This is a genomic window from Micromonospora sp. LZ37 (genome assembly GCF_059359015.1).
Map to the genome: position 1 here is coordinate 662,026 of NZ_JCADBL010000002.1, position 16,849 is coordinate 678,874.

22 protein-coding genes and 1 tRNA gene are annotated in these 16,849 nt (G+C 69.7%); 15 read left to right on the forward strand and 8 right to left on the reverse strand.

Translation table 11 applies throughout. From position 1 onward, the window contains the following. Positions 1-13 precede the first annotated feature (13 nt). Positions 14-985: an SDR family NAD(P)-dependent oxidoreductase gene (locus AC5L3Z_RS07250; RefSeq protein WP_494840487.1), complete on the reverse strand. Its 972-nt coding sequence runs from the start codon at positions 983-985 to the stop codon at positions 14-16. Positions 986-1,070: 85 nt separating this feature from the next. On the opposite strand from AC5L3Z_RS07250, the gene AC5L3Z_RS07255 reads away from it, so the two are divergent. The 6 genes from AC5L3Z_RS07255 to AC5L3Z_RS07280 all read left to right on the forward strand — a co-directional run bounded on the left by AC5L3Z_RS07255 (position 1,071) and on the right by AC5L3Z_RS07280 (position 5,008). Further along, positions 1,071-1,988 (forward strand): AraC family transcriptional regulator, encoded by a 918-nt coding sequence (locus tag AC5L3Z_RS07255; protein WP_494840489.1) that lies wholly within the window; start codon positions 1,071-1,073, stop codon positions 1,986-1,988. A 127-nt stretch (positions 1,989-2,115) separates the two neighbouring features. Next, positions 2,116-2,514: a DUF2267 domain-containing protein gene (locus AC5L3Z_RS07260; protein ID WP_494840491.1), complete on the forward strand. Its 399-nt coding sequence runs from the start codon at positions 2,116-2,118 to the stop codon at positions 2,512-2,514. A 21-nt stretch (positions 2,515-2,535) separates the two neighbouring features. Then, on the forward strand, positions 2,536-2,811 hold the full coding sequence (locus AC5L3Z_RS07265) for a hypothetical protein (RefSeq protein WP_494840493.1): 276 nt from the start codon (positions 2,536-2,538) through the stop codon (positions 2,809-2,811). Positions 2,812-2,897: 86 nt separating this feature from the next. Beyond that, on the forward strand, positions 2,898-3,422 hold the full coding sequence (locus tag AC5L3Z_RS07270; protein WP_494840495.1) for a TetR/AcrR family transcriptional regulator: 525 nt from the start codon (positions 2,898-2,900) through the stop codon (positions 3,420-3,422). Next, positions 3,419-4,084: a GAP family protein gene (locus AC5L3Z_RS07275; RefSeq protein ID WP_494840497.1), complete on the forward strand. Its 666-nt coding sequence runs from the start codon at positions 3,419-3,421 to the stop codon at positions 4,082-4,084. Before AC5L3Z_RS07270 ends, AC5L3Z_RS07275 begins: the two co-directional genes overlap by 4 nt. 147 nt (positions 4,085-4,231) lie before the next feature. After that, positions 4,232-5,008, forward strand: a complete 777-nt coding sequence (locus AC5L3Z_RS07280) for an alpha/beta fold hydrolase (RefSeq protein WP_494840498.1) — start codon at positions 4,232-4,234, stop codon at positions 5,006-5,008. A gap of 8 nt (positions 5,009-5,016) precedes the next feature. Here AC5L3Z_RS07280 and AC5L3Z_RS07285 read toward each other — a convergent pair whose 3' ends face one another. Then, positions 5,017-5,814: an inositol monophosphatase family protein gene (locus AC5L3Z_RS07285; RefSeq protein ID WP_494840500.1), complete on the reverse strand. Its 798-nt coding sequence runs from the start codon at positions 5,812-5,814 to the stop codon at positions 5,017-5,019. A 242-nt stretch (positions 5,815-6,056) separates the two neighbouring features. Between AC5L3Z_RS07285 and AC5L3Z_RS07290 the strand changes: the two genes are divergently transcribed. From AC5L3Z_RS07290 to AC5L3Z_RS07320, 7 genes are all read left to right on the forward strand, one after another. Next, the gene (locus AC5L3Z_RS07290) at positions 6,057-6,449 is read left to right on the forward strand and encodes an SCO5389 family protein (RefSeq protein WP_494840502.1); all 393 of its coding nucleotides are present in this window, start codon (positions 6,057-6,059) and stop codon (positions 6,447-6,449) included. Beyond that, positions 6,439-7,476, forward strand: a complete 1,038-nt coding sequence (locus tag AC5L3Z_RS07295; protein ID WP_494840504.1) for an LLM class flavin-dependent oxidoreductase — start codon at positions 6,439-6,441, stop codon at positions 7,474-7,476. The genes AC5L3Z_RS07290 and AC5L3Z_RS07295 overlap by 11 nt, the downstream gene beginning before the upstream one ends. 116 nt (positions 7,477-7,592) lie before the next feature. Then, complete coding sequence (locus AC5L3Z_RS07300; RefSeq protein ID WP_494840506.1) at positions 7,593-8,570, forward strand: ATP-binding protein; 978 nt, start codon at positions 7,593-7,595, stop codon at positions 8,568-8,570. 285 nt (positions 8,571-8,855) lie between these two features. Then, the gene (locus AC5L3Z_RS07305) at positions 8,856-9,797 is read left to right on the forward strand and encodes a permease (protein WP_494840645.1); all 942 of its coding nucleotides are present in this window, start codon (positions 8,856-8,858) and stop codon (positions 9,795-9,797) included. Continuing rightward, positions 9,794-10,516 (forward strand): TIGR03943 family putative permease subunit, encoded by a 723-nt coding sequence (locus AC5L3Z_RS07310; protein ID WP_494840507.1) that lies wholly within the window; start codon positions 9,794-9,796, stop codon positions 10,514-10,516. The genes AC5L3Z_RS07305 and AC5L3Z_RS07310 overlap by 4 nt, the downstream gene beginning before the upstream one ends. A 98-nt stretch (positions 10,517-10,614) precedes the next feature. After that, positions 10,615-10,688, forward strand: a tRNA-Pro gene (locus AC5L3Z_RS07315). 225 nt (positions 10,689-10,913) lie between these two features. After that, positions 10,914-11,477 carry a DinB family protein gene (locus AC5L3Z_RS07320; protein WP_494840509.1) on the forward strand — a complete coding sequence of 188 codons (564 nt, stop codon included), beginning with the start codon at positions 10,914-10,916 and terminating at the stop codon, positions 11,475-11,477. Between the two features lie 69 nt (positions 11,478-11,546). Here the strand turns inward: AC5L3Z_RS07320 and AC5L3Z_RS07325 are convergent, their stop codons facing one another. The 4 genes from AC5L3Z_RS07325 to AC5L3Z_RS07340 form a co-directional block, all read right to left on the reverse strand. Continuing rightward, positions 11,547-12,833: a tyrosine-type recombinase/integrase gene (locus tag AC5L3Z_RS07325; protein WP_494840510.1), complete on the reverse strand. Its 1,287-nt coding sequence runs from the start codon at positions 12,831-12,833 to the stop codon at positions 11,547-11,549. After that, positions 12,833-13,027 (reverse strand): helix-turn-helix domain-containing protein, encoded by a 195-nt coding sequence (locus AC5L3Z_RS07330; protein WP_494840647.1) that lies wholly within the window; start codon positions 13,025-13,027, stop codon positions 12,833-12,835. The genes AC5L3Z_RS07325 and AC5L3Z_RS07330 overlap by 1 nt, the downstream gene beginning before the upstream one ends. Next, on the reverse strand, positions 12,990-13,253 hold the full coding sequence (locus tag AC5L3Z_RS07335; RefSeq protein WP_494840512.1) for a hypothetical protein: 264 nt from the start codon (positions 13,251-13,253) through the stop codon (positions 12,990-12,992). Before AC5L3Z_RS07335 ends, AC5L3Z_RS07330 begins: the two co-directional genes overlap by 38 nt. Positions 13,254-13,330: 77 nt before the next feature. Continuing rightward, positions 13,331-13,693 carry a replication initiator gene (locus tag AC5L3Z_RS07340; protein WP_494840649.1) on the reverse strand — a complete coding sequence of 121 codons (363 nt, stop codon included), beginning with the start codon at positions 13,691-13,693 and terminating at the stop codon, positions 13,331-13,333. A 20-nt stretch (positions 13,694-13,713) separates the two neighbouring features. Here AC5L3Z_RS07340 and AC5L3Z_RS07345 point away from each other — a divergent pair, with 20 nt between their 5' ends. Both AC5L3Z_RS07345 and AC5L3Z_RS07350 read left to right on the forward strand, forming a co-directional pair. Next, on the forward strand, positions 13,714-13,947 hold the full coding sequence (locus AC5L3Z_RS07345; protein ID WP_494840513.1) for a hypothetical protein: 234 nt from the start codon (positions 13,714-13,716) through the stop codon (positions 13,945-13,947). A gap of 26 nt (positions 13,948-13,973) precedes the next feature. After that, the gene (locus AC5L3Z_RS07350) at positions 13,974-14,444 is read left to right on the forward strand and encodes an NUDIX hydrolase (RefSeq protein WP_494840515.1); all 471 of its coding nucleotides are present in this window, start codon (positions 13,974-13,976) and stop codon (positions 14,442-14,444) included. Here AC5L3Z_RS07350 and AC5L3Z_RS07355 read toward each other — a convergent pair. Together AC5L3Z_RS07355 and AC5L3Z_RS07360 are read right to left on the reverse strand one after the other, a co-directional pair. Continuing rightward, a complete protein-coding gene (locus tag AC5L3Z_RS07355) occupies positions 14,432-14,986 on the reverse strand; it encodes an HD domain-containing protein (RefSeq protein WP_494840517.1) in 555 nt (184 codons plus the stop codon). The two genes, AC5L3Z_RS07350 and AC5L3Z_RS07355, sit on opposite strands and share 13 nt — an antisense overlap. Then, complete coding sequence (locus tag AC5L3Z_RS07360) at positions 14,983-16,833, reverse strand: hypothetical protein (protein ID WP_494840519.1); 1,851 nt, start codon at positions 16,831-16,833, stop codon at positions 14,983-14,985. Before AC5L3Z_RS07360 ends, AC5L3Z_RS07355 begins: the two co-directional genes overlap by 4 nt. Positions 16,834-16,849: the final 16 nt, after the last annotated feature.

Sequence of the window (16,849 nt, forward strand, 5' to 3'; positions counted from 1 at the left end):
CGGCGGAAGCCAGCTACCGCTGGCGGGAGGTCAGGACCTCTTCGGCGTACGCCCAGAGCCGGTCGGCGGCTGCCGGGTCGACGGCGTGCTGGGCCACCCCGGTCATCGGCTCCGGGCCGCCCGGGACGACCGCCGCCTCCTGGTTGTCCTCGAAGTAGCGGCCGGTGACCCCCTCGAGCAGCGGCGACGCCGCCAGCAGCACCGAGGTCGCCGCGCCCTGGGCGGGGGTCTTGAAGTAGTCCGGCACCGTCCGGTTGCCCGCCTCGTCGATCGTCACCCCGACCGAACGCAACGTGTCGTCGTCGAGGTGCCGCTGGAGGTTGGTCATGATGTAGCCGGGGTTGGCCGCGTTGGCGGTGATCCCGTCCGCGGCCCAGTGGCGGGCGATGCCGACCACGAGCAGGACGTCGGCGGTCTTGGACTGGAAGTACGCCGCCCAGGGCTCGTACGGCTGGCGCTCGAAGTGCGGGTCGTCGAAGTCGACGGCCCGGCGCAACTGCGCCCCGGAGCTGACCACCACCACCCGTCCCGCGCCGGCGCGGAGACTGTCGCGCAGGCCGCGGGCGAGTGCGAAGTGGCCGAGGTAGTTGGTGGCGAGCTGCATCTCCCAGCCCTCGGCGGTGAGCTGCCGGGTCGGGACGGCCATGACACCGGCGTTGGCGACCAGCGCGTGCAGCGGCCCCTCCCAGGCCGCGACGAAGGCGTCGACCGACGACAGGTCGGCCAGGTCGAGGGCGGCCGCCCGGACGCTGCCCGGGCCGGGCCCGGCGAACTCCTCGACCAGCGCGGCGGCCCGGCCGGGATCGCGGGTGGCGACGGTGACCGCCGCGCCGGCGCCGGCCAGGGCGCGTACGGTCTCCACGCCGATGCCGGAGGCGCCGCCGGTGACGATCATCCGGCGCCCGGTGAGGTCGACGCCGTCGAGGATCTCGGCGGCCGTCGCGTGGGCGGCGAACGGAGTGGTCAGGCGTGCGGTGGCTGTCATGATGGCAACGCTACGAACGGCCCCGCGGGGCCGCCCATGGTTCACCGTCCGCCGCTCTTTCGGGCGCGTCCAGAGGAGGTCGCGGGTGGACCCGCTGGAGGATGTGCTGGCCCTGCTCGACGCGACGAGTCAGGTGTCGGCGGGGCTGGCCGCCGGTGGCCGCTGGGCGGTCCGGTTCCCGCCACCGGCCGGGGCCAAGTTCAACGCCGTCCGGCTCGGTTCCTGCTGGCTGAAGGTGGACGGCGTGCCCGATCCGGTCCACCTCGCCGAGGGTGACTGCTTCCTGCTGACCCGCCCCGTGGCGTACACCCTGGCCAGCGACCCGGACCTGCCGGCCGAGCCGGCGCACCCGATCTTCGCGGCGGCCGGCGACGGCGTGGCTCGCGCCGGCGACGGCGACGAGGTCTTCCTCATCGGTGCCGCGTTCACCTTCACCGAGCGGGCCCGCGCCCTGCTGCTGGACAGCCTGCCACCGGTGATCCACGTCCCGGCCGGGACGCCGGAGGCCGGCGCCGTCCGATGGACCCTCGGCGAGCTCGACGCCGAGCTGCGGGGCAGGCTGCTGGGGGCCACCCTCATCGCGGAGCGCCTCGCCGTCGTCATGCTCGTCCGGATACTGCGGCTGCACCTCGCCCGCGACCCCGGGCCCGACGCCGGCTGGCTCGCCGGCCTCGCCGACCCGACGGTCGCCGCCGCCCTGCGGGAGATGCACGCCCGGCCGGCCCACCCGTGGACGGTGGCGAAGCTGGCCCAGGTCGTCGCCGTCTCCCGGTCGACGCTGGCGTCGCGGTTCAAGGACGTGGTGGGCAAGGGCCCCCTGGAGTACCTCACCGAATGGCGGATCGAGCTCGCCGCCGACCGGCTCCGGCGGGGCGAGGACACCGTCGCCACGATCGCCCGCGCTGTCGGCTACAGCTCGGAGAGCGCGCTCAGCGTCGCGTTCAAACGGAGCACCGGTCGCTCGCCGGGCGCCTACCGCGATGAGTTCGCCAGGGTCCGCTGAGCCTTCGTCGGTGCGGCCCCGGTGTCCGACCGCAGCCGGCCACGCGCCCGCGTCGACACGAGCGCCTCGTTTGCGGACGTGGAGCGTGGGAAATCGCCTGGCCCAACGGCGAGAGGAAGGCTGCACGGTGGACGACAACGAGTTCCTCGGTCTGGTGGCGACGCGTTCGGGCATGTCGTCGGAGCAGGCCACCGCCGTAACCCGGGCCACGCTTTCCACCCTGGCCGAACGGATCGACGGCGGCGAGGCGCGCGATCTGGCCGACCAGCTTCCCGAGGGGCTGCGGGAGTACGCCTTCGGCGGCAGCGAGACCGCGGAACGGTTCGGGCTCGAGGTCTTCGTCGACCGGGTCAGCGGCCGCGCGGACCTCGACGCGGACCGGGCGAAAGACGGCGTGACGGCGGTCTTCGACGTCCTTCGGGACGCCCTCGGCCCCACCGGCTATGCGCAGGTGGTCACCCAACTGTCGGCCGAGTACGGCGACGTCGCCGACCAGACCGCGCCGTTCGTCCGACGACAGGCCTGACGGTCGACCGAGGAGACAGAGATGGCTGTGGACCGGGACGAGGCTGACCTGTTGGGCCGGGCGTCCGAGGCGGACGCCCAGGAACAACAGCAGGAGGAGATCGAGGTGGGCCCGACCGGGGCGGTGTCGGGCGCCGGGCCGGAGGCGTCCGAGGCGGACCTGGCGGAGCAGGGTGTCCTGGTGCCCCCGAGCGACCGGGCCGGCATGGCCGACGCCGTGCGCGACGACGTCAGCGCGGCGGACGCGGTGGAGCAGAACCAGGAGATCCCGACGCCGGACGAGGACCGCCGGGACTGATCGAAGCCGGAGCCCGAGTGCGCCGGTGACGTGGCGGGCATCACCGGCGCGGTCAACTGTACCGTCCGGACGGTACAGTAAGCCGCATGGAGTCAGCTCGGGAACGCATTCTGGACGCCGCCGAGGAACTGATCACCTCAGGCCACGTGCCCCCGGCGCTGGACGCGGTGGCGGCCGCGGCGGGCGTGAGCAAGGGCGGTCTGCTCTATCACTTCGACAAGCGGTCCCTGTTGCGTGCGCTGATGATCCGGGCGGTGCAGCGTTTCGATGAGCGGCTGACCGCCGCCGCGGCCGAAGGTGTGATGGCTTCGGCATGGTTGCGGCTGTCGGTACCCGGGCCGAGTGAGCGTCAGCTGTACCGGGCGATGTCGTCGACCCTGCGGTTGACCACCTCAGGTGAGTTCGACCTGCCGGCCGAGGTGACCGATGCCGAGCGACGCTGGCGGCAGATGCTGACCGACGAACTGGGGGATCCGGTCCGGGCCCGGCTGGTACGGCTCGTCGGTGACGGGCTGTTCCTGGCTGCCCTCACCGGTCAGCCACCGACGTCCGACGAGGTGGAGCAGCTCCTGCGCCACCTCGACCTACCTACGTCGGCGACACGCGCATGACCGCCGCCCTGCTCGCCGGTGTCGCCGGCCTGGCTCTCCTCGACGCGCTGAACCCCGCCACGATCGCCGGGGTGGCGTTGCTGCTGCTCGCCCCGATGGCACATCCCGTCCGGGCGGCGGCCGGGTTCGTCGGCGGCGCCTACCTGACGGTGTTCGGCCTCGGTGCCCTGGTGTACGTCGGCGCCGACACCGCCGCCGACATCGCCGGCAGCGGTCTCGTCTGGGTGCGGCGGGCCGCGTTCACGGTGGCCGCCACGGCGTTGGCCGTGGTGGGACTGCGCCGGCTGCGGCCACGCATCCGCCCTGCCGTCACCGTGCCGCGCTGGGTCAACCCGCTGACCGCAGCCGTACTCGGCCTGCTCATGACCGGCGCGGACCTGCCGAACGCCTTCCCGTACTTCATCGCCATCGAACGTATCGTCAACGCCGGCGTCAGCACGACGCCCGCACTACTGATCATCGCCGGCTACGCGCTGGTCTACTGCGTGCCGTGCCTGCTGCTGCTCATCGCGGGCGCCACCCGCGGCGATCGAGTACGCCGACCTCTCAGCAGGCTCTACGAACGCCTCGGAGCCGAGAGGAAACAGCCACGCAACGTGCCCATCGCGGTGGGCTACCTCGCCGCCGCTGCCGGCGTACTGGCAATTGCCGTCCTGACGTGAACCCACTCGATGGTTGCCGTGCGACCCGGCGTACGCCTCAGCACCGCCACTGTCACGCCGGCGGGTTCGAGGCGATGGTGGCCGGGTAGGCGCCTTCCCCTTGTTCGCGAGGCCGAGACAGCTCGGCGCGGAGGTGTCGTCCGGCGGATGCGTGACGCGACGGTGGGTCCGGGCGGGGCCCGGATGCGGTGGATGGAGGTGTCCGGCGACGAGCCGGTCCGGGTGTACCTGCACGGTCTGGGGGCGATGTCCGCCCCGTACTTCCTCCCAGTCGCCACCCACCCGGCGATGGCCGGGCACCGGTCGCTCCTCGTCGACCTGCTCGGCCACGGGCTCAGTGATCGACCGCCGGACTTCGGTTACACGCTGGAGGAGCACGCCGCCACCCTCGCCACGGCGCTGGACTCCGCCGGGGTCCGAGCGGCGGACGTGGTGGCCCACAGCATGGGCGGCGCGGTGGCGATCGTCCTCGCCCACCGCCGGCCGGACCTCGTCGGCCGGCTGGTGCTGGTGGAGGCCAACCTGGAGCCGAGCCCGGCGCCGAAGGTCGGCGGCAGCGGCATCAACGCGTACACCGAGGCCGAATTCCTGGCCGGCGGCTTCGCGGAGACCCTCGACCGGGTCGGACCGCTGTGGGCCGCCACCATGCGCCTCGCCGACCCGGTCGGCCTGCACCGCAGCGCGGTGCACCTGGTCGCGGCGACCCGACCCACCATGCGGCACATGCTGGTGCGCCTACCGATCCCCCGCACGTACGTCCAGGGCGAGCAGGGCACCCCGGTCCGGGACCCGGACGGCCTCACCGCCGCCGGGGTACGGGTGGTGACGGTCCGGGCCGCCGGGCACAACGTCATGCTCGACAACCCGGAGGAGTTCGCCCGGGTGACCGCCACCGGTCTGACCGGCCGGGCCCGGCCCGGCTGACCACACGCCTAGTTTCGGCCGCGGATCATCGACATCAGCAGCCCGTGGGTCTCGGCGTCGGCGGCCACCACGAGCCCGCGGCCAGTCGGCCCGATCGGAGCGCCGTCGATTCCGGTGACCACGCAGCCGGCGGCCCGGCACAGGGCGATGCCGGCGGCGAAATGCACACTGCCCGACAGATCACCGCCATCGGTCACGTACGCGGCGCGCCTGCCTGCCGCGACCCAGGCCAACGCCAGCGTCGTGGACACGACTCGCGGCCGGAAGCGCTCGACGAACCCGGGGTGGGCCAGCAGGTCCACGGCCCGGAATCCGGGCGCGCCCGGAAAGGGCGGATCCAGGTTGACGTCCACCATCCGGATGCCGGGCGTGGGCGCCAACTGTTCGTCAACCCCGTCGCGCCGGGCCCAGGCGGTCCTAGCGTCGGTGAAGAAAATCTCGCCGCTGAACGGGTCGGCGACCGCCGCCGCCCCGTCGCGCAGCGCCACGTTGACGGCCACCAACATGTTGCCGACGGCGTAGTTCAGCGTGCCGCACAGGGGATCCACCAACCACTGCCGCACCGCGTCGGCCGGGCCCCGCTGCCCGCCTTCCTCGCCCAGCACGGCATCATCGGGCCGAGCAGCACGGATGACCCCGAGAATCGTCTTCTCAGCCTCCACATCGGCCGCGGTGGCGAAGTCACCACCGCCCTTGTCGATGCGGGTGAGCCGATGGCCGTACATCGTGCGCACCACGTCCGCGCCAGAACGTGCCGCAGCTATCGCCACCCCGGCATCGTCAAGGCCCGCGTACGAGTTCCTCACGCCGTGCAGAGTATCCGGCTCACCTTCTGGACGAGTTCAGGGAACTGGCCTCCTTCGGCCCGACATCCACATCGCACGGCTCGTACCGCAGTCGACGGCCGCGACGGCGGTCTCCAATCGACGCCGAGGCCGAGGAGCCGACCGGGACAACCCCGCGGAAACCCTTGACGTCACCGTCGGTGACGTGATCTGCTCAAGGCGTCACGCTAATGACAACCGTTGTCGTTATGTTGAGGAGCAGCATGTCTCTCACCGTTCCGCCCGCCCTCCTGGACGCCGCCGAAGCCGGCCCGGTGGACGACGCCGAGTTCGTCGGCTGCGTCCGCGACTCCCTGCCCTACGCCTGGCAGACCGTCAGCCGCGTCGTCGCCGACCTGGAGGCGTCGGAGGGCACCTTCGCCGACGACAGCACGCCGCCGCCGAGCGAGGCCGAGCGCGGCCAGCTGCTCCGGGCTTTGGCCAGCGACGCCATCCGGGGCAGCCTGGAGCGGCACTTCGGCGTGAAGCTGGCCTTCCAGAACTGTCACCGGGTCGCCGCCTTCCGGCCGTCGGCGGTCGACTCGGACCGCTACCGCCGGTTCATCTCCACCCGGGGACAACTGCTCAACCAGTCCCCCGAGCTGCGTGACTGCTGAACGCCCCGCGGCCCGGCGGGCGGGACAGGGCGTCCAGGCGCACCTGTTCCTGCTCGCCGGGCGGCAGCCCGGCGGCAGCCACGCCGAGGCGCTCGCCGACGCCCACCGCTACGGCACGGCGGCGGAGGCCGCCGGTTACGCCGGGGTGTGGATGGCCGAGCACCACTTCATCTCCTACGGGGTGTGCCCGTCCGCGGTCGCCTTCGCCGCGCACCTGCTCGGCGCGACGCGGCGGATCACCGTCGGCACCGCCGCCTGTGTGCTGTCCACCCGGCACCCGGTCGCCCTCGCCGAGGAGGCGGCACTGCTCGACGAGCTCTCCGGCGGACGTTTCCGTCTGGGTGTCGGCCGCGGCGGCCCGTGGGTGGACCTGGAGGTCTTCGGCACCGGCCTGGACCGGCACGACAACGGCTTCCCCGACGGCGTGGAGCTGCTGACCCGGTGGCTCTCGGGCGCGGCGACGGTGGCCGGCAACGAGCGGTTCCCGTTCCGCCCCGTGCCGGTGGTGCCGCGACCGACGCGCCGGATCCCGGTCTGGGTCGCCGCGACCTCCGCGCCGACCGTCGAGCTGGCCGCCCGGCACGGCCTGCCGCTGCTGCTCGGCATGCACGCCGACCTGCCGGAGAAGGCGGAGCTGCTCGACCGCTACGCCCGGGTCGCGGCCCGGCACGGCCACGACCCGGAGAGCGCCGCGCACGCCAGCGCGCACCTGGCGTACGTCGCCGACACCGACGACGCGGCGCAGCGGGCCGTCCGGTCCGGCCTGCCGGGCCTGCTGGCCGGGGTACGGGAGTACGTGCGCATCGACGGCGCTCCGAGCGCCGGGCGGGACCACGACCGTTACGTCGCCGACCTGATCGGCATGCACCCGGTCGGGTCGCCGGCCCGGTGCCGGGCGGTCCTCGCGGCGGCGGCGCGCCTGCCGGGGGTACGCCACCTGCTGCTGATGGTCGAGGGCGCGGGTGGACGCGAGCCGACCCTCGCCAACATCGAACGGTTCGCGGTCGACGTGCTCGAACCGGCGTAGGCCGGTCACCCGGGAATGGGACACACCGGGTCGGTTCCCGCCCCCGCGCCGCGACGGTCCACTACTCTATCGCTCATGAAAACGGTTACCGAAAACGCGAGGGTGGAGCAGCTCCCATGAAGATCGCCTTCGTCGGCAAGGGCGGCAGCGGCAAGACCACCCTCGCCGCCCTCTTCGCCCGCCACCTGGTCCACACCGGCGCGCCGGTGCTGGCCGTGGACGCCGACATCAACCAGCACCTCGCCGTCGCCCTCGGCGCCCCCGCCCACGTCGCGGCCGACCTGCCGCCGCTCGGCGAGCACCTCCCCGCCATCAAGGAGTACCTGCGGGGCGACAACCCCCGGATCGGCTCGGCCGCCGAGATGGTCAAGACCACGCCACCCGGGCGGGGCTCCCGGCTGTTGCGGATCCACGAGGAGAACCCGGTCTACGCCGCCTGCGTCCGACCGATCGGCGGAGTGCGGTTGGCGGTCACCGGGGCGTTCACCACCCAGGACCTGGGCGTCGCCTGCTACCACTCGAAGGTGGGAGCGGTGGAACTGCTGCTCAACCACCTGGTCGACGGCCCCGGCGAGTACGCGGTGGTGGACATGACCGCCGGCGCCGACTCCTTCGCCTCCGGCCTGTTCACCCGCTTCGACCGCACCTTCCTGGTCTGCGAGCCCACCGTGCGCAGCGTCGGCGTCTACCGCCAGTACGCCGGCTACGCGCGCGACTACGGCGTCGCGCTCTCGGTGGTCGGCAACAAGATCGAGGACGCCACCGACGTGGAGTTCCTCCGCGAGCACGTCGGCGAGGACCTGCTCACCTGGATGAGCAGGTCCGGGTACATACGCCGGGCCGAACGTGGGACGACGGGCCCGCTCGACGACCTGGAGCCGGCCAACCGGGCGGTGCTCCAGCAGTTGACCCGGGCGGTGGACGACACCACGCAGGACTGGGCGGCGTTCACCCGGCACGCCCACGAGTTCCACCGACGCAACGCCGCCGCCTGGGCGAACGAACGCGCCGGCACGGACCTGACCACCCAGATCGACCCGGAATTCCAACTGGGACCGGCCGCCCTCGACGAACCGGCACCCGCCACCGCCTGACCCGCCCGGGCATCCGCCCGCCGGCCCCCGCGCCCCGATCGGCAACCACACCGCTCGATAAACTGTCCCCCCGCCCGGCGCACCCCACCGCCGAGCAGGCGACCGAGGTCACGGGCACGCCCCCGCGCCTCGCCCGGACCACCGTCATCGACGGCGAGACAGGGAGATGACGTGGTCGCACCAGACCGCACCACCACCGGCCCGGGACCGGCCGACGGCCGGCAGACCGACGACGCGCCGGCCCCCTCCCCCGGGCCGGCTCCCCGCCGCCGGGCCGGCGACCGGATCGGCTCCGTCGAGGTGCTCGCGGCGCTGCTGGTCCTGCTCATCGTGCTCCGCGAGCCGCTCGCCGGGCTGCTCTCCGCGCCCTCCCTGGCGACCTGGACGACGGTCTTCGTCTCGGTGCTGGTGCAGGCGGTGCCGTTCCTGGTCTTCGGGGTGCTGCTCTCGGCGCTGATCGCGGTCTTCGTACCCCGGTCGTTCTGGGCCCGGGCGCTGCCGCGCCACCCGGCGCTGGCCGTGCCGGTGGCCAGCGCCGCCGGAGTGGTGCTGCCCGGCTGCGAGTGCGGGTCGGTGCCGATCGCCGGCTCCCTCATCCGTCGCGGGGTCACCCCGGCCGCCGCGCTGGCCTTCCTGCTCGCCGCCCCGGCCATCAACCCGATCGTGCTGACCGCCACCGCGGTGGCCTTCCCCGCCAACCCGGAGATGGTGGTCGGCCGGGCGGTCGCCAGCCTCGTCGTCGCCATGGTGATGGGCTGGCTCTGGCTGCGCCTGGGCCGCGCCGACTGGATCCGGTTGCCCCGCCGCCCCGACCTCGACGACTCCTCCCGCGCCCGCGCCTTCTGGGCCGCCGTCCAGCACGACGTGGTGCACGCCGGCGGGTTCCTCGTCGTCGGCGCGATGGCCGCGGCCAGCATCAACGTGCTCGTCCCGGAACGCTGGTTGCAGACCCTGGCCGACCAGCCCGTACTCTCGGTGCTGGCGCTGGCCGTCCTCGCCGTGCTGCTCTCCATCTGCTCCGAGGCGGACGCCTTCGTCGCCGCCTCGCTGTCCCAGTTCTCGCTCACCGCCCGGCTGGCGTTCCTGGTCGTCGGGCCGATGGTCGACCTCAAGCTGATCTCCATGCAGACGGGCATCTTCGGCCGCCGGTTCGCCGCCCGGTTCGCGCCCACCACCTTCTGCGTCGCCGTCGGCGTCGCCACCGTCACCGGGATGGTGCTGCTGTGAACCGCCAGGCCCAGGCGTGCGTCCTGATCCTCCTCGGCGGCGCCGTACTGCGCGCCAGCCTCACCGACCTGTACCTGCGCTACGTCAAGGAGGGGCTACGCCCCTTCCTGATCGCCGCCAGCCTGGTCCTGATCGTCACCGCCGTGATGACCCTCTGGTACGACCTGCGCCCCGCGCCACGCGGCACCGCCGACCCGGCCGACCACGACGGGCACGGGCACCACGGGCTCCAGGTGGCCTGGCTGCTGATCCTGCCGGTGCTCGGACTCCTGCTGGTCGCCCCGCCCGCGCTCGGCTCGTACGCGGCCGGGCAGGCCGGCACCGCGCTGACCTCGGAGCAGGTCTCCGAGTACCCGCCGATGCCCGACGGTGACCCCGCCGACCTCACGGTGTACGACTACGCCGCCCGCGCGGTGTTCGACAAGGGCCGCTCGATCGGCGACCGTCGGGTCCGGGTCACCGGCTTCACCGTCGCCGGCCCCGACGGACAGCCCCTCCTGGCCCGCATGCGGCTCTCCTGCTGCGCCGCCGACGGCCGCCCGATCAAGATCGGCATGAGCGGCAACGTCCCCGCCCGACTGCCCGAGGACAGCTGGATCGAGGTGACCGGCCGCTACACCGACCGGGTCGGCCGGGACCCGATCAACGACCTCGAGATCCCGTACCTGGAGGTGGAGAACTGGCGCCGGGTCGCCGAACCCCGACAGCCGTACGAGTGAGCCGCGCGCCGCACGACGCGGCAGGGGCCTGCGCGCGCGGCGCGAAGATCCTGCGCTAAGCTGTACCGGCTGTCGCGGGGGAAACCGCGCGAGGGCATCGGGACGTGGCGCAGCTTGGTAGCGCACTTGACTGGGGGTCAAGGGGTCGTCGGTTCGAATCCGGCCGTCCCGACGCAGGTCAAAGGCCATCTGGAATCTTCCAGATGGCCTTTTCTGATCTTGTACAGCAGCGAAGTACAGCAACGGCTCATTGAGTCGCCATCTTCGAACATGCAGGTCGGAGGCTCTGGCCTGGCGCTCGCTCGGGATACTCATGCTGATCTCGGGCGCGGTCCACGGCTGGCGACGGCGTCCGCGAGGGTCTCAGCCAGGTCTCCGTTGTATGTAGTGTGCGGAAGTGACAAGAAGCGAGCGACTCGCGGACCAGCTGGACCGGCACTGGCACAAGAACCTGCGGCCGCGGCTGCACGGTCTTGCCGATGAGGAGTACTTCTGGGAGCCGGTGCGTGGCTGCTGGAGCATCCGCCCACGTGGCACGTCGGCCGCACCGATGTCGGTGGGTTCGGGGGAATGGACGATGGACTCCGCGTCCCCTGACCCGGTGCCGGCGCCGGTGACCACGATTGCCTGGCGGCTGGCGCACATCATCGTCTCCTGCCTCGGCTATCGGGTCGGATGGCACTTCGGCGGCCAGGACGTCGACTCTCAGACATTCGCCTACGCGGGGACCACTGACGAGGCGCTAAAACAGCTCGATGAGATGTATGGGAGATGGAACGCGGGGGTCCGCGAGCTCTCGGACGTTGACCTGGAGAATCCGCCGACGGTGGGTCCCGAGCGGTTTCCCATGGAGGGCATCGTCCTGCACGTCAACCGGGAGCTGATTCATCACGGCGCCGAGATTTCCCTGCTGCGCGACCTCTACCGCTGGCAGGACGGAGCCGTACCGCGCCGCATATGACTTTCCGGTAACCGGCGATCGAGCTTCGGAAACCTACGTGGACACCGTGACGCTCCGTGGCTGCGAGCTTCAGTATTGATCGAGGCTCTCGCCGAGCTTCCGCAGGGCTTCCCGGGTGGCCTTGGACGAGACCTGGCTGTAGATCTCCATCGTGATCGAGAAGTCTGCGTGTCTCAGGATCGCCATCGCGATCCGGGGATGCACGTCCAGGTCGACCAGGAGCGAACCGCAGGTGCGCCGGGCGTCGTGGACGGTGATCTTAGGGACGCCGGCGCTGGCGATGCGGCTGTCGTAGGAGCGGTTGAAGTTCCGCGGTTCGACCGGCAGCCCGTAGCGGGTCGTGAAGACCATGCCGGTGTCGTGCCACGCCTCGCCGGCTTTCTCTCTGGCTGCCTCCTGTTGGCGGTGGCGGCGCCGCAGCGCGGTGACGCAGATGGCCGGCAGCGGCAGGGGAGCGTCGGACTCCTCGGTCTTGGTAGCTCGGTGCAGGAGCCGGCCGCGGACCCGCTGGAGCTGCTTGTCGATGACCAGGCTGATGTCGTGACGGTCCCGGCAGTGCTCGCAGAATTCCTCGCAGTGTGGGGTGCAGGGCTTGTCCCAGCTGTCCCACTCGATGTGGTCCGAGGTGAGGCCGAGGACTTCGCCCTTGCGCAGGCCGAGCACGAGGACCAGGGCGTAGGCGGCGTAAAGGTAGTCGTCGCCGTCCCGGGCTGCTTCGAGGAACGCGCGGGCTTCCTCACTGCTCCACGACTTGCCCTTGCGGGCGCGGATCGGCGGCAGCTTCGCGAGAGCCGCGACGTTTTTCACGACCAGCTCCTCCACGACAGCCTGAGAGAGCGCCGAGCGGAGGACTGCGCGGATTCCCTTGACGGTGCGAGCCGATGGGAGGTCCTGGCAGCACCTGCCGACCGCGCAGCACTTCCGGTTCTTCGCTGGCCGGCGTTCGTCCTTTCCCTGAGCGCAGCACTGGCACGTCTTCGCAACCTTGTTCAGCCAGGTCTGCACCTCCCTTACCGAAAGCCGGCCGTCGAGCCGCTTAACGCCGAGGCCGGGAACGATGTACAGCCGGCTCAGCGTCTCGTAGGTGGCATAGGTGAGCGGGGCGAGGTTCGGCTCCACGATTTCGGCGAGCCAGTAGGTCATGTAGTACGCCACCGTGGGGACGTTCGTGGCGACCGGGCCGGCCTTGGCTTGTTGGTGCAGCCTCACCCACTTGTCGTGGACCTCATCGCGGGTCTTGCCGTAGACGTATTTCCGGGCGCGTTTGCCGTCCGGCTTGGTGACCCAGACGTAGGCGGCGAACCCGTTGCGGTACGGGAAGATGGAGCCTTCGCCGTTGGCGCGTTTGCCCGGCATCAGGCCGCGTCCTGTCGGTCGATCTGGGCTTGGATGTATTCATCGATCCATTCCGGCAGGATGCGGCGGTACTTGCCGTCCTTGACCGAGCGCAGTTCGCCGGTGGCAATCTTCATCTTCACCTTGGACAAGCCGTAGCCGAGGATCGCGGCGACGTCAGCCGGGGAATGCCACTTCGGAACGATCGGGACCAGGCTTCAATCCATGTGGTGCCTCCTTCGGAGTGATGGCGATGTAGGTGCCGCTTTCGCCGCTGTAGCCGGCCGGGCGGGTGCTCGTGCGGCAGATGACCCGCTCGCGGCCGTAGTAGGCGGTGAGTTGGGCCGCGATGGTCGCGGCGTGGGCGGTGACGATGGCGGTCGGACCGATGAGTCGGACCGCGACCAGGGGGCGGGGACGTGTGGGCATGGCGCTCTCCATCCGGGCAGGTCAGTTGGGTTGTTGCTTGCGCTGTGGAGTTGTCAAGGAACGGCTTCACAGGCGTTGACACGTACGTGTCAAGCGGCCAGGGGTCGGGCGGTGGCGTGGTTAGTGGTCAGTTCGTCGGCCAGGGCGTCGACGCCGGCCAGGTGTCGGGCGCGGGCCATGGCGGCGGCGGTGTTGGCGAGCATGGCGTCTCCGGTGGTGATCCAGCCGGTGGCTTGGTAGCCGAGTTCGTAGATGACGCGCTCGGTTTGTTCGTCGTCCCAGGTGTGGGGGTGGCCTTCGGTGCGCCGCCAGATGGTGCGCTGCATGCGCAGGAAGCCGAGGGTGACGGAGAATGCGCGGCTTTTGGTGGCGATGTGTCCGCCGTAGCCGAACTGGTGCGCCCAGCGGCGCAGCCGGGCGTAGTCGGGGTGCTCTCCCCGAGGTCCCAGCAGGCGCGGATGAGCCGACCGAGGTGAGTGCGCGGGTCGCCGTGGATCTCGACGGAGAGGTCGTCGACGCGGCGCACAACTCGATCTACCGCTTCGATGACGAGATGCTGGTCAACACCCACCTCTACGGCACGCCAGCCGCCTACGCCCCGGTACTGCACCTACGCCGGCTCGGCGGCGGGGATCTGTTCGACAGTTACGTCGCCAGCTTCAACCGGGTGCTTGGCGTGAAGCGAGCCGTCTGGCCCGAACACTGAGCCGGCGGCGGTGAGAGGCTAGAACCATGCCCCGGACCGAGCACTTCAACAACCCGAGCGCCCCGAAGCCGAACAGCATCGTCGTAGCGGTCACCGTCTTCGTTCAGGACGAGCAGGGACGGGTGCTGCTCATCCAGCGGACCGACAACGGCCTGTGGGCACTGCCTGGCGGCGCCCAAGACTTCGGCGAGTACATCGCCGAGACAGCCGTGCGGGAGACGCGCGAGGAGACCGGCGTCGAGATCGAGGTGACCGGGGTGATCGGGATTTACACCAACCCGAACCACCTTGTCGAGTACAGCGACGGCGAGGTGCGACAGCAGTTCTCCATCTGCTTTCGGGGCCGCTATGTTGGCGGCCAACCGACGACAAGCGACGAATCTTCGGCCGTCCGGTGGGCTAGACAGACTGAACTGGACAGACTAGACATCCACCCGTCAATGAGGCTACGGATCAGCCATGGTTTCGAGTGTCGACCCGGGCCCTACATCGGGTGATCTGCAAGGCGCATCTCCGTTCGCTGTACCGCCTCCATTAGCGCAGGCTCTGCCGATTGCCAGAAGCGGGTCACTAAGTGGCCAGGGCCGTATCGCGACCTGATCTCGGTGAGTCGCTCGCCGGTGGACATTCTCTGACCGTCCGGCCCAGTAGTCATGTCCGCGTACCAGAGAGCATCGGACGTCGCAGACTGTTCGAGGGGAAACTCCGCTGCAAGGACCTCCCCGAGCCCGCGCTCTTCCGCCTCATAGGAGGCACAGGAGTGATGAGCCACTAGGCCAGAAAGCCTCATCCCGAAGCCCTTGCGCAGCAGCCAGCGAGCGCCATCTAGGGAATGAAACCCGGTGTCCACGATTTCCGGGGCATAGCCGATGTCGTGTAGCCAGGCGGCGGCGACGAGCAGATCGCCGTCACGGCCAACGATTCGAGTCAACTGCTGGGCGCTAGAGGCTACACCCTGTACATGCTTCCAACGTCGCGGCAACGAAGCTGCGAGGTGACGCTCGCTTGTCTGAGACGCTCGCTTCACGATGCTGGTCACTCCTCGACCTTACCGTCCGGATCGGCGTCCGTGCTATTGGCATCGCCTTGGTTCATCTCAGTGCCGGCGGGCTCAGCCTCGCTATCCTCACTTTCTCGCTCGCCTGCACCTTCGCTAGGACTAGGCGTCAGCGAGGACAGATACGCGACGCATTGTAGAAGTGCGGCCGCCGGGTACGGGCCCATGGTGTAGTGAAATCCGTGAAGCAGGTCATTCCGTAGGTTCCATCCACCGGCCGGGTTCGCGCATAGCGTGAGAATGTACCTGTACCAGGACTTGTTGAGCCCCTTCTTGAGCAGCGCGTTCAGCAGAACCGCCAGACCCGGATATTGCCCGGGCTTCGATTGGCGTTGAAGTCGGTAGATTCCCGCGTCCAGCTTGATCAGGAGCAACCTAGCAACGGCCTCCACCTGCGTGGCTGCCGCGAGGGCAGCGCCTTCGTAGTCGCCCACCCAATACCGAGCGAACGAGCGCCCGATTGCCCTTGCGGATGCTTCATCGAGGATTGGACGCTCCACAAAGTGGGCCGCCAACTCGTCCTCGCTTGGCATGCCATGGCGGTCCGCGATCCCGTGCAGCGCCCTGGCGAGATGCGGGATCCACGCCTGCATATGGAAGGTTTCGTGCTGTGCTAGCGCCATTTCGTGCTTCTGCTGGTCATCTTCGGGGTAAAAGCGAGGGAGGTTGTCTGCCCCATACATTTCGGTGGGCAATAGGGAAAAAATGAACGACCGGGCTTGTTCTTCCACGGCCTTCTCGGTTTGCTCCCATTGGCCGGTCGGCGGCCCCCAGAACGCGTAACGCAGCAGAGCCGTCTGCCAGGTTTCTGCTTCGGTGATGTGTGCGGTAACCTCGCGAGCTTCGGCGGCGCTGAGCGAACTCGATGCAGTAATCGACATCATCCCCAAGTCTTCTGATCGCAGACTCTGGAGAGCGGCGGCGGCGCGTTGCGTAAGCTCTCTGTCACCCGCCTTTTCGGCAAGGCTCAGGGCCGTTTTCAGATGACCTGCCCTGATAAGCGTTGTAGCTTGCGCCGCGGCATCGAGCCAGAGCTCGACCCGCTTGGCCCTGAGTGCGGGCAATGAATGGGGGTCCTCAATTTTCAGCTGTAGTTGAATAATCCGATCCCGCTGATTAACGTCGGGGAAAGCGTCATACGCCTGCGCAAGTAGGCCAACTATATCGTCCGTTCGGCCCAATTCACCGACGAGCAGGCGTAGGCCCTGAACCGTAGGGCCGAAGACAGGCGGCGTGTGGGCAAGTGCTGATTCCACTTCCATTCGCACCAGCGCAATGGCTGATGACTGAATATCAGCCTCGCGGACCGCCGCCGCAAGACGAATTGCGACGGACAGGTCATGAATTTTGTCATAGCTGCTGGCTAGGCTGCTAGCGGACTTTATGTAGTTCGCGGCTGCGGCCGCCGCTCTCTCCCGGCCGTTGCCACGCTTGGCTACGAATAGTAGATGATTGAATCGCGCAACTGCGTATGGAGCACTTACCCTTTCCGCAAGCCGTTCCCACACCTCGGCGATCTCGGGTGCCACCTTCGTAGGCGGCAGAGGATACTCATTGCCGTCGGGTCCGACAAATTGTGGAGATACAACAGCACGCTCTTTGCCGTTCACCTCTTCGAGATGGATTTTGTAGTCAAAGGCCATCCTGGCGGCGGTTAGCAGGCTGTTTCGCGTACTGTCGTCGATGGGCTCTCCCTCGATCTCTTCGTCGTCCTGCCTGACGCGCGGGAGCTGCTCGGCTAATGCTCGCTGAATGTCGTAGGCTCGCTCGCCGATAACCGAATCTAACGCCCCTGCAAGCTGTTCAAGCCCATCCAGTTCCTCAGTCACACATTCCCTTTCGAGT

Excerpts from the sequence above, each read along its gene's own strand:
- AC5L3Z_RS07250 (WP_494840487.1), bottom strand. The coding sequence starts at position 985 with ATGACAGCCACCGCACGCCTGACCACTCCGTTCGCCGCCCACGCGACG.
- AC5L3Z_RS07265 (WP_494840493.1), top strand. The coding sequence starts at position 2,536 with ATGGCTGTGGACCGGGACGAGGCTGACCTGTTGGGCCGGGCGTCCGAG.
- AC5L3Z_RS07270 (WP_494840495.1), top strand. The coding sequence starts at position 2,898 with ATGGAGTCAGCTCGGGAACGCATTCTGGACGCCGCCGAGGAACTGATC.
- AC5L3Z_RS07275 (WP_494840497.1), top strand. The coding sequence starts at position 3,419 with ATGACCGCCGCCCTGCTCGCCGGTGTCGCCGGCCTGGCTCTCCTCGAC.
- AC5L3Z_RS07280 (WP_494840498.1), top strand. The coding sequence starts at position 4,232 with ATGCGTGACGCGACGGTGGGTCCGGGCGGGGCCCGGATGCGGTGGATG.
- AC5L3Z_RS07290 (WP_494840502.1), top strand. The coding sequence starts at position 6,057 with ATGTCTCTCACCGTTCCGCCCGCCCTCCTGGACGCCGCCGAAGCCGGC.
- AC5L3Z_RS07300 (WP_494840506.1), top strand. The coding sequence starts at position 7,593 with ATGAAGATCGCCTTCGTCGGCAAGGGCGGCAGCGGCAAGACCACCCTC.
- AC5L3Z_RS07325 (WP_494840510.1), bottom strand. The coding sequence starts at position 12,833 with ATGCCGGGCAAACGCGCCAACGGCGAAGGCTCCATCTTCCCGTACCGC.
- AC5L3Z_RS07335 (WP_494840512.1), bottom strand. The coding sequence starts at position 13,253 with ATGGAGAGCGCCATGCCCACACGTCCCCGCCCCCTGGTCGCGGTCCGA.
- AC5L3Z_RS07350 (WP_494840515.1), top strand. The coding sequence starts at position 13,974 with ATGCCCCGGACCGAGCACTTCAACAACCCGAGCGCCCCGAAGCCGAAC.